The 9,156-nt window shown below is 61.6% G+C and carries 10 protein-coding genes; 4 read left to right on the top strand and 6 right to left on the bottom strand.

Annotated elements, in window-relative coordinates; translation table 11 throughout:
• From aqpZ to BMZ46_RS04520, 5 genes are all read right to left on the bottom strand, one after another.
• A complete protein-coding gene (aqpZ, locus tag BMZ46_RS04540) occupies nucleotides 1-696 on the bottom strand; it encodes an aquaporin Z (RefSeq protein WP_074691121.1) in 696 nt (231 codons plus the stop codon).
• Between the two features lie 296 nt (nucleotides 697-992).
• Nucleotides 993-2,825, bottom strand: a complete 1,833-nt coding sequence (locus tag BMZ46_RS04535) for an ABC transporter ATP-binding protein (protein ID WP_039772592.1) — start codon at nucleotides 2,823-2,825, stop codon at nucleotides 993-995.
• Nucleotides 2,826-2,913: 88 nt separating this feature from the next.
• Nucleotides 2,914-3,477 carry a peptidylprolyl isomerase gene (locus BMZ46_RS04530; protein WP_039772590.1) on the bottom strand — a complete coding sequence of 188 codons (564 nt, stop codon included), beginning with the start codon at nucleotides 3,475-3,477 and terminating at the stop codon, nucleotides 2,914-2,916.
• Nucleotides 3,478-3,480: 3 nt separating this feature from the next.
• On the bottom strand, nucleotides 3,481-4,284 hold the full coding sequence (locus BMZ46_RS04525) for an alpha/beta fold hydrolase (RefSeq protein ID WP_074691123.1): 804 nt from the start codon (nucleotides 4,282-4,284) through the stop codon (nucleotides 3,481-3,483).
• A 14-nt stretch (nucleotides 4,285-4,298) separates the two neighbouring features.
• Nucleotides 4,299-5,222, bottom strand: coding sequence for a PA3225 family LysR-type transcriptional regulator (locus BMZ46_RS04520; protein ID WP_011332960.1), 924 nt, complete (start codon nucleotides 5,220-5,222; stop codon nucleotides 4,299-4,301).
• 49 nt (nucleotides 5,223-5,271) lie between these two features.
• On the opposite strand from BMZ46_RS04520, the gene BMZ46_RS04515 reads away from it, so the two are divergent.
• From BMZ46_RS04515 to BMZ46_RS04505, 3 genes are all read left to right on the top strand, one after another.
• A complete protein-coding gene (locus BMZ46_RS04515; RefSeq protein WP_011332961.1) occupies nucleotides 5,272-5,586 on the top strand; it encodes a hypothetical protein in 315 nt (104 codons plus the stop codon).
• A gap of 159 nt (nucleotides 5,587-5,745) precedes the next feature.
• A complete protein-coding gene (locus tag BMZ46_RS04510) occupies nucleotides 5,746-6,345 on the top strand; it encodes an FMN-dependent NADH-azoreductase (RefSeq protein ID WP_011332962.1) in 600 nt (199 codons plus the stop codon).
• Nucleotides 6,346-6,557: 212 nt separating this feature from the next.
• Complete coding sequence (locus BMZ46_RS04505; RefSeq protein ID WP_039772587.1) at nucleotides 6,558-7,439, top strand: carboxylate/amino acid/amine transporter; 882 nt, start codon at nucleotides 6,558-6,560, stop codon at nucleotides 7,437-7,439.
• On the opposite strand, the gene BMZ46_RS04500 is transcribed toward BMZ46_RS04505, so the two are convergent.
• Nucleotides 7,384-8,289 carry a LysR family transcriptional regulator gene (locus tag BMZ46_RS04500; protein WP_011332964.1) on the bottom strand — a complete coding sequence of 302 codons (906 nt, stop codon included), beginning with the start codon at nucleotides 8,287-8,289 and terminating at the stop codon, nucleotides 7,384-7,386. The genes BMZ46_RS04505 and BMZ46_RS04500 overlap by 56 nt on opposite strands.
• Nucleotides 8,290-8,458: 169 nt before the next feature.
• Here BMZ46_RS04500 and BMZ46_RS04495 point away from each other — a divergent pair, with 169 nt between their 5' ends.
• Complete coding sequence (locus BMZ46_RS04495) at nucleotides 8,459-9,100, top strand: hydrolase (protein WP_007956548.1); 642 nt, start codon at nucleotides 8,459-8,461, stop codon at nucleotides 9,098-9,100.
• The last annotated feature ends 56 nt before the right edge of the window (nucleotides 9,101-9,156 follow it).

The following is a 9,156-nucleotide window of genomic DNA, read 5'->3' as shown; positions in this document are numbered from 1 at the left end:
TCAGCTGTCTTCCTTGCCCAGCCAGCGATAGAGCACGCCGCCGACCACCGCACCCAGCAACGGCGCGACCCAGAACATCCACAACTGGGCGATGGCCCAGCCGCCGACCATCAGCGCCGGGCCGGTGCTGCGGGCGGGGTTGACCGAGGTATTGGTGACCGGGATCGAGATCAGGTGAATCAGCGTCAGGGCCAGGCCGATGGCGATCGGTGCCAGTCCCGCCGGAGCGCGTTTGTCGGTGGCGCCGAGGATGATCACCACGAACATGGCGGTCATCACCAGCTCGGTGACGAAGCCGGACGCCATCGAGTATTTGCCCGGCGAGTGCTCGCCATAACCGTTTGAGGCCAGGCCGGCAGCGATGTCGAAGCCTTCCTTGCCGCTGCCGATGTAGACGATCAGCGCCGCCGCGAGGATCGCCCCGACCACTTGGGCAATGATATAAGCCGGCAGCTCTTTGGCCGGGAACCGACCGCCGACGACCAGACCGACCGACACGGCCGGGTTGAGATGACAGCCGCTGATGTGGCCGATGGCAAACGCCATGGTCAGCACCGTCAGACCAAAGGCCAGGGCCACCCCCAGCACACCGATTCCCAAGGGTGAAGACGCGGCAATGACCGCACTGCCGCAACCGCCCAACACCAACCAGAACGTACCCAACAACTCAGTGACTGAACGTTTGAACAGAGACATGAGAGTGTCCTTGATAGACGTACTATCGAGACTGGATCGAGTGGTGCTTCCTTGCAGATTTACGACAGGTTCCGTTCCGGAGCCTTGGGTCAGTACAGCAGGGTTCATGCGAATTTCCAGCAGGCGATAAAAAACCGCCAGAGCCCATAGTTAAAGGGCTCTGGCGGTTTTTTTCTTCCTGTTGATCGTTCCCACACTCTGCGTGGGAATGCCTCAGGGGACGCTCCGCGTCCAGTGACGCAGAGCGTCATGGGCTGCATTCCCACGCGGAGCGTGGGAACGATCAGAAGCGCGGTTCAGTCGATGCCGACAAACCCTCCGGTCTGGTGCGCCCACAACCGCGCATACAACCCGCCATGGGCCAGCAGTTCGGCATGGTTGCCGCTTTCGGCGATCTTGCCGTTTTCCAGCACCACCAGCCGGTCCATGCGGGCAATGGTCGAAAGGCGGTGGGCGATGGCGATCACGGTCTTGCCCTGCATCAGGGTTTCCAGGCTTTCCTGGATCGCCGCTTCCACTTCCGAGTCCAGCGCCGAGGTCGCTTCGTCCATGATCAGGATTGGCGCGTCCTTGAGCAGCACCCGCGCGATCGCGATCCGCTGACGCTGACCACCGGACAGCTTCACCCCGCGTTCGCCGACATGCGCATCGAATCCTGTGCGCCCCTCGGCGTCCGACAGCAGCGGAATGAACTCATCGGCACGGGCCTTGCGCACCGCTTCCCAGAGTTCGGCGTCGGTGGCGTCGGGCTTGCCGTACAGCAAGTTGTCGCGGATCGAGCGGTGCAGCAGCGAGGTGTCCTGGGTGATCATGCCAATCCGAGCACGCAGGCTTTCCTGGCCGACTTCGGCGATGTTCTGGCCATCGATCAGAATCCGCCCACCCTCGACGTCGTACAGGCGCAACAGCAGGTTGACCAGGGTTGATTTGCCGGCGCCGGACGGGCCGATCAGACCGATTTTCTCGCCGGGTTTGATGGTCAGGTTGAGGTCGCCGATGATGCCTTTCTTCTTGCCGTAGTGAAAATCCACGTGCTCGAAACGCACTTCACCACGGGCCACGGCCAGCGGTTTGGCCTGCTCCCGGTCGGTGACGCTGACCGGTTGCGAGATGGTCTGCAGACCATCCTGGACCATGCCGATGTTTTCGAAGATGCCGGTGACCACCCACATGATCCAGCCGGACATGTTGACGATGCGGATGACAAGGCCGGTGGCCAGGGCGATCGCGCCGACACTGATCAGCGATTGCGTCCACAGCCACAGCGCCAGCGCCGTGGTGCCGACGATCAGCAGGCCGTTCATGGTGGTGATGGCCACGTCCATGCTGGTGACCACGCGGCCGGCCAGCTGGGCTTTTTCGGTCTGCTCCTGGATCGCCTCTCGGGCGTAATGCTGTTCGAAGTTGGTGTGGGCGAACAGCTTCAGGGTGGCGATGTTGGTGTAGCCGTCGACGATCCGGCCCATCAGCTTCGAGCGCGCATCGGAGGCTTCCACCGAGCGGTCCTTGACCCGTGGCACGAAGTAATAGAGTGCGCCGACGTAGGCCGCGATCCACGTCAGCAGCGGGATCATCAGGCGCCAGTCGGCCTCGGCGAACAGCACCAGCGAACTGATCGCGTAGATCAGCACGTGCCACAACGCATCCACCGCTTGCACGGCGGAATCGCGCAGCGAGTTGCCGGTCTGCATGATGCGCTGGGCAATGCGCCCGGCGAAGTCGTTCTGGAAGAAATTCAGGCTCTGCTTGAGCACGTAACTGTGGTTCTGCCAGCGGATCAGGCTGGTCATGCTCGGGCTCAGGGTCTGGTGCACCAGCATGTCGTGCAGCGCCAGGAACAGCGGGCGCAGCAGTAACGCTACCACCGCCATCCACGCCAGTTCGACGCCGTGCACCTTGAAGAAGTCGACGTTCGGCGTGCCCTGGGCGAGGTCGATGATGCGGCTCAGGTAGCTGAACAGTGCCACTTCGATCAGTGCACCGAACAGGCCGACGATCAGCAGGGCGACGAAGCTCGGCCAGACCTGCTTCAGGTAATAGGTATAGAAGGGCAGAACGCGGTCCGGCGGAGACGCCGTCGGGGCGTCGCGGAATATGTCGATCAGTTGTTCGAAACGGCGATAGAGCATCAGATAACCGCCCGGAGCACGGGCTCTCCTTTTATCAGTGTGAGCGGCGTGACATCAGGTCAGCGCCGCTCGATATGCCCTGTAAAGCTTAGTCGATGCGCTTGGCCGACTTGATGATCACAGGGTCGACCGGCACGTTTTGCATGCCCTGTTTGGTGGTGGTCTGGGAGTTGACGATGATGTCGACCACGTCCATGCCCTTGACCACTTTGGCGAACACCGCGTAACCGGCGTCACGGCCCGGATCGAGGAAGGCGTTGTCGGCGACGTTGATGAAGAACTGGCTGGTGGCCGAATCCGGATTGGAGGTACGCGCCATCGACAGGGTGCCACGAACGTTATGCAGGCCGTTGCTGGCTTCGTTCTTGATCGGGGCCTTGGTGTCTTTTTGCTGCATCTGCTGGGTGAAGCCGCCACCCTGGGCCATGAAGCCCGGGATCACGCGGTGAAAAATCGTGTTGTTGTAAAAGCCGCTGTCGACGTACTCGAGGAAATTCTTGGTACTGATCGGCGCCTTGACCGGGTCCAGCTCGATTTCGATCTGGCCGTTGGTGGTGTCCAGCAGCACGTGCGGTGCTTTTGCCGGCGTGGCAGCCATCAGGTTGGCAGCGAACAGCAGGGTGCCGGCGGCGAGGGCGAGTTTTTTCAGCATGGGTCAGTGATCCTGAGGGTGATTATCGGCTGTGGCGAGGAACTCCAGCAGCGTTTGATTGAAGCGTTCGGGCTGGTCGAGCGGGGTGGCGTGGCGCGAATCGGCGATTACCACCAGCCGCGCATCGGGCAGCAGTCTGACATAGGTTTCTTTCAGCGAAACGGGGGTGTAGTCCCGGTCGGCGCTGACGACGAGGGTTGGACAGGTGACCCGGGAAAGTCGTTCCTGGACCCCCCAGCCAACAATCGCATCGAAGCTGGCGAGATAAGCACGTTTGTCGTTTTTTGCCCAGCGCTCTGCCATCTTCTGACGCAAATCTGCCTGCTCCGGTTTGGGGAACAGCTTGGCGCCAAGGGCCTTGCCGATGGTGGCGAGGCTGAGCACACGCATCAGGCTCCAGCGCTTGAACCACTGCCAGTAATCGTCGCGGGTACGCACCTTGACCTCGGGCGCGCTGTTGACGATGGTCAGGCTCTTGAGCATCCGCGGCTGATCGACGGCGAGCTGAAAGCCGATCATGCCCCCCATGGACAGCCCGGCGTAGTGCACCGGGCCGAGCTTCAGGTGCTCGATCAGGGCGACGATGTCGGCGCTGAAGCCGGCGATGCTGTAGCGCTCGCGGGGTTTGTCGGAGCGGCCGTGACCGCGCACGTCCGGGACGATCACCCGGTAATGCGCGGCCAGCGCCGGAATCTGCATTTCCCAGTCCAGAGTGCTGGAGCCCAGACCGTGAACCAGCAGCAACGGATCGCCGTGGCCATATTCCTCGTAGTGCAGGTTGCAACCTTCATGCTCGAAATACGCCATCGGTGAACTCCGTGTCAGGCTTGTTCGGGGGCGGCGAACGGTGCGTCCAGCGGCAGGGTGTCGAAGGTGCGCAGCAGTTCGATGAGGATTTGCGTCGCTGGGCCCAAGGGTTTGTCCTTGTTCGAATAGAGATAGAAACTGGAGTTGCGGTTGCCGCCTCTGTCCAACGGTAGCAGCTTGAGCGAGCCGTCTTTCAGTTCCCGCTCGATCATGTGGCGTGGCAGCCAGGCGAATCCCAGGCCACTGCTGACGAACGTCGCAGCCGTGGCGAGACTGCCGACGGTCCAGCGCTGCTCGGCGCCGAGCCAGCCGACGTCCCGAGGTTGCTGGCGGCCGGAGTCGCGGATGACCACTTGCATCTGGGTTTCCAGGTCTTGAAAGCTCAGCTCGCGGTTGAGCCGATGCAGCGCATGATCAGGATGGGCGACGGCGACAAATTCGACATCGCTCAATTCCGCGCCAAGGTAACCGGGGATGCTCAGCCCGGTGATGGCCAGGTCGGCCACGCCTTCGAGCAGCACTTCTTCGACGCCCGACAACACTTCCTCACGCAGACGCACCCGGCAGCCACGGCTCTGCGGCATGAACGCGGTCAATGCGCGCACGATACGGGCGCTCGGGTAGGCGGCGTCGACCACCAGCCGTACTTCGGCTTCCCAGCCCTGCTCCATGTGATGGGCAAGGTCTTCCAGCTGGCTGGCCTGTTTCACCAATTGCCGCGAGCGGCGCAGCAGGACGCCGCCGGCTTCAGTCAGCACGGCCTTGCGGCCGTCGATGCGCAACAGCGGCACGCCGAGCTGATCCTGCATGCGGGCGACGGTATAGCTCACCGACGATTGCGAACGGTGCAGGGCCTCGGCGGCCTGGGCGAATCCGCCGTGGTCGACCACGGCCTGCAACGTTCGCCATTGATCAAGGGTCACGCGGGGCGCTTTCATCAATAGCTCCTCTTGTCCTAAGCTGGCGGTCCCTCATGGAGACTGCCGAATGAAAAAATTCTGTTGTGTGTTGCTGGCGCTGCTTCCGCTGACTGCGTTCGCCTACCCGATCGATGTGGAAAAGGACCTCAACGGCCTGAAGATCGACTACAACGCGTTCGACACCGATAACGACATCGGCTCCATCCAGGTCAACAACTACGGTGACGTCGACGCGACCTGCAAGGTGGTATTCACCAACGGCCCGGAAGCGCCGCGCACGCGCAATATCGAGGTGGCGGCGGGCAAGCATAAAAACGCCACGGCCAAGTTCACCCGGACCATCATCAAGCTGCGCATAAAGCTGAGCTGCACCCCGAAATAGCGTCACGGGCCTGTGGGAGCGGGCTTCCACAGGCTACGGCTTGCATCTAAACGAATTTTTCGATGCTTTGCAGCAATTATTTGCGCTTTTTCATCGATACGGCACTGTTTAACCTTCACTCCATCGACTTACAACATTCTCGGATGGAGGCTACACAACATGTCCCGCGTTCTGATCATCGAAAGCAGCGCCCGCCAGCAAGACTCGGTTTCCCGTCAACTGACCCAGACCTTCATCAGTCAGTGGAAAGCGGCGCATCCGGCCGATCAGATCACCGTGCGTGACCTCGCCGTGAACCCGGTACCGCATCTGGACATCAACCTGCTGGGCGGCTGGATGAAATCCGCCGAGCAGCGCAACGACAGCGAGCAGGCCTCGCTGGACCGTTCCAACGAATTGACCGATGAATTGCTGGCCGCCGACGTGCTGGTGATGGCGGCGCCGATGTACAACTTCGCCATCCCGAGCACCCTGAAAGCCTGGCTCGACCACGTCTTGCGTGCCGGCGTGACCTTCAAATACACCGAAACCGGCCCGCAAGGCCTGCTCAGCGGCAAGCGTGCCTACGTGCTGACCGCTCGCGGCGGGATCTACGCCGGCGGCCCGGCGGATCATCAGGAACCGTACCTGCGTCAGGTGATGGGCTTCATCGGCATTAACGACGTGACCTTCATCCACGCTGAAGGCATGAATCTGGGCGGCGACTTCCAGGAGAAAGGCCTCAACCAGGCCAACGCCAAACTGTCCCAGGTCGCCTGATATGTTAATCGCCAGATAATCGCCGATTGTTCTAGTGACCTGGCGCAACCCCTTCAAGGCTCTACGCGCATCGAACCTCCCTTTGCACTTGTTGCTCCTGAGTGCTGTAGCCCGATTGAACGCTTTAGCGAGATCGGGCTTTTTTTTGCCCGGGATTTAGCGATGGCTGGCAAAAACCGCTATCGTCGCCGCCATTCGAAATCGAGGCGAGCATGGGCTATCTACTTTTTGTCACGCTGATCCAGGCGTTTTCCTTCAGTCTGATCGGCGAATACCTGGCCGGTCATGTCGACAGCTACTTTGCGGTGCTGGTGCGGGTGGTGCTGGCCGGGCTGGTGTTTATCCCGCTGACCCGCTGGCGCTCGGTGGAACCGGCGTTCATGCGCGGCATGCTGCTGATCGGCGCGTTGCAGTTCGGCGTGACCTACGTCTGCCTGTACTTGAGTTTCCGCGTGCTGACGGTGCCGGAAGTGCTGCTGTTCACCATCCTCACACCATTGCACGTAACGCTGATCGAAGACGCACTCAACCGACGCTTCAATCCGTGGGCGCTGATCGCCGCACTGGTGGCGGTCGCAGGCGCGGCCGTGATCCGCTACGACCGGATCAACCCGGATTTCTTCATGGGCTTTTTGCTGCTGCAACTGGCCAACTTCACCTACGCCGCCGGGCAAGTGCTGTACAAGCATCTGGTGGCGAAACACCCGAGCGATCTGCCGCACTACCGGCGCTTTGGTTTCTTCTACCTCGGCGCACTGGCGGTGGCGCTGCCGGCGTTCCTGCTGTTCGGCAAATCCAATTTCCTGCCCGAAGCACCGCTGCAATGGGGCGTGCTGGTGTTCCTTGGTCTGGTCTCCACCGCACTCGGTTTGTACTGGTGGAACAAAGGCGCGTGCCTGGTCAACGGCGGCACCCTGGCGGTGATGAACAACCTGCACGTGCCGGTGGGCCTGCTGCTGAACCTGCTGATCTGGAATCAGCATGAAGAGCTCGGGCGGTTGTTCCTCGGTGGCAGCGTGATTCTGGCCGCGGTGTGGATCAGCCGGTTGGGGATTCGCCAGTCGGCGCCAGTTGCTCCACCAGAAACGCGATAAACGCCCGGGTCTTCTGCGGCACCCGCCGCGCTGACGAATACACCGCGTTGATGGTGATCGCCGGGGCTTGCCATTCGCACAGCACCGGCACCAGCCGCCCGGCCGCCAGCGCCTCTTCGACGATGAAGTCCGGCAGCAGCGCAATGCCCATCCCGGCCTCGGCCGCTTGCGCCAGCAAGTCACCATTGTTGGCGTGCAACGGCCCGGTGACGTTGACGCGCTGGGTCTCCTTGCCGTTGCACAGTTGCAGGCTGACGCCACTCTGCAGATAGCCGTAGTTCAAGCATTGATGTGAGCGCAGATCCTGCGGAGTCTGCGGCGTGCCCGCCCGTTCGAGATAAGCGGGGGAGGCGACCATGATGCGCGGCGCTGGCGCCAGTTGCCGGGCGATCATGGTCGAGTCGGGCAGGCTGGCGATGCGGATGGTCACGTCGAACCCGCCGCGCACCGGATCGACCTGCTGGTCGCTGAGCACCAGTTGCAGCTCGATGTTCGGGTGCTGCTCGTGGAACAGCGGAATCAGCTTGCCCAAGCGCCGCAGGCCGAACGACATCGGTGCGTTGACCCGCAACACCCCGCGCAATTCACCCACCCCGTCTCGCGCCCGCTGCTCGGCCTCGTCCAGTGCCGCAATCACTTCCCGCGCCGCTTCGAAATACTCGGCACCGGCCTCGGTGAGGTGCAGGCTGCGGGTGGTGCGTTGCAGCAGTTGCACGCCGATGGCTTCTTCCAGCGCCTGAATCTGTTTGCTGACTTTCGAGCGGGGCACGTCCATGGCCCGGGCGGCGGCTGCGAAGCCGTTCTCGCCGACCGTCACCACGAAGGCGCGCATGCATTCGATGCGATCCATGATTGTCCCTATTTTAGAATCAATGATTCTCGATTTTAGGGAATTGTCCCTTTATCGGCTAGCCCCTAAAGTGACATCCAAGCCGAGACAACAACGCCGAAGACGGCAAGCCACTCGACTCACCCATTACCCAATCGAAACTCTGAATCGACATCAAAAGGAACGCGCCATGTCTATCCGTGAACTGCTGAACCCAACCAACTCCGCCCTGATCCTGATCGACCACCAGCCGCAAATGGCTTTCGGCGTACAGTCGATCGACCGTCAGACCCTGAAGAACAACACCGTCGGCCTGGCCAAGGCTGCCAAGATCTTCAACGTACCGACCATTTACACCTCGGTCGAAACCGAAAGCTTCAGCGGCTACATCTGGCCGGAACTGCTGGCGGTACACCCTGAGCAGAAGCCGATCGAGCGCACCTCGATGAACTCCTGGGAAGACAAGGCGCTGGTTGACGCCGTGAAGGCCACCGGGCGCAAGAAGTTGATCATCGCCGCGCTGTGGACCGAGGTCTGCCTGACCTTCCCGGCTCTGGAAGCCCTGGCTGAAGGTTACGAGGTGTACATCGTCACCGACGCGTCCGGCGGCACCACCAAGGAAGCCCACGACATGTCGGTACAGCGGATGATTCAGGCCGGTGCGGTGCCGGTGACCTGGCAACAGGTGCTGCTCGAGTACCAGCGTGATTGGGCGCACAAAGACACTTATCAGGCGGTAATGGACCTGGTGCTGGAACACAGCGGTGCGTACGGCATGGGCGTCGACTACGCCTACACCATGGTGCACAAGGCGCCGCAGCGGCAGGCTTGATAAATCGGCGGGACAAAAAAAGACGCAACCGGGGTTGCGTCTTTTTTTTGCGTTTG

Origin of the sequence: Pseudomonas sp. NFIX49, assembly GCF_900115915.1 — a bacterium.
GTDB classification, from domain to species: domain Bacteria; phylum Pseudomonadota; class Gammaproteobacteria; order Pseudomonadales; family Pseudomonadaceae; genus Aquipseudomonas; species Aquipseudomonas pharyngis.
Note: the sequence above shows the minus strand (reverse complement) of the source record. Positions and strands in the feature narration are given on the sequence as shown.

Bases quoted from the DNA above. Each gene is read 5' to 3' on its own strand.
- aqpZ (WP_074691121.1), bottom strand. From the start codon at position 696: ATGTCTCTGTTCAAACGTTCAGTCACTGAGTTGTTGGGTACGTTCTGG.
- BMZ46_RS04535 (WP_039772592.1), bottom strand. From the start codon at position 2,825: ATGCTCTATCGCCGTTTCGAACAACTGATCGACATATTCCGCGACGCC.
- BMZ46_RS04530 (WP_039772590.1), bottom strand. From the start codon at position 3,477: ATGCTGAAAAAACTCGCCCTCGCCGCCGGCACCCTGCTGTTCGCTGCC.
- BMZ46_RS04525 (WP_074691123.1), bottom strand. From the start codon at position 4,284: ATGGCGTATTTCGAGCATGAAGGTTGCAACCTGCACTACGAGGAATAT.
- BMZ46_RS04520 (WP_011332960.1), bottom strand. From the start codon at position 5,222: ATGAAAGCGCCCCGCGTGACCCTTGATCAATGGCGAACGTTGCAGGCC.
- BMZ46_RS04515 (WP_011332961.1), top strand. From the start codon at position 5,272: ATGAAAAAATTCTGTTGTGTGTTGCTGGCGCTGCTTCCGCTGACTGCG.
- BMZ46_RS04510 (WP_011332962.1), top strand. From the start codon at position 5,746: ATGTCCCGCGTTCTGATCATCGAAAGCAGCGCCCGCCAGCAAGACTCG.
- BMZ46_RS04505 (WP_039772587.1), top strand. From the start codon at position 6,558: ATGGGCTATCTACTTTTTGTCACGCTGATCCAGGCGTTTTCCTTCAGT.
- BMZ46_RS04500 (WP_011332964.1), bottom strand. From the start codon at position 8,289: ATGGATCGCATCGAATGCATGCGCGCCTTCGTGGTGACGGTCGGCGAG.
- BMZ46_RS04495 (WP_007956548.1), top strand. From the start codon at position 8,459: ATGTCTATCCGTGAACTGCTGAACCCAACCAACTCCGCCCTGATCCTG.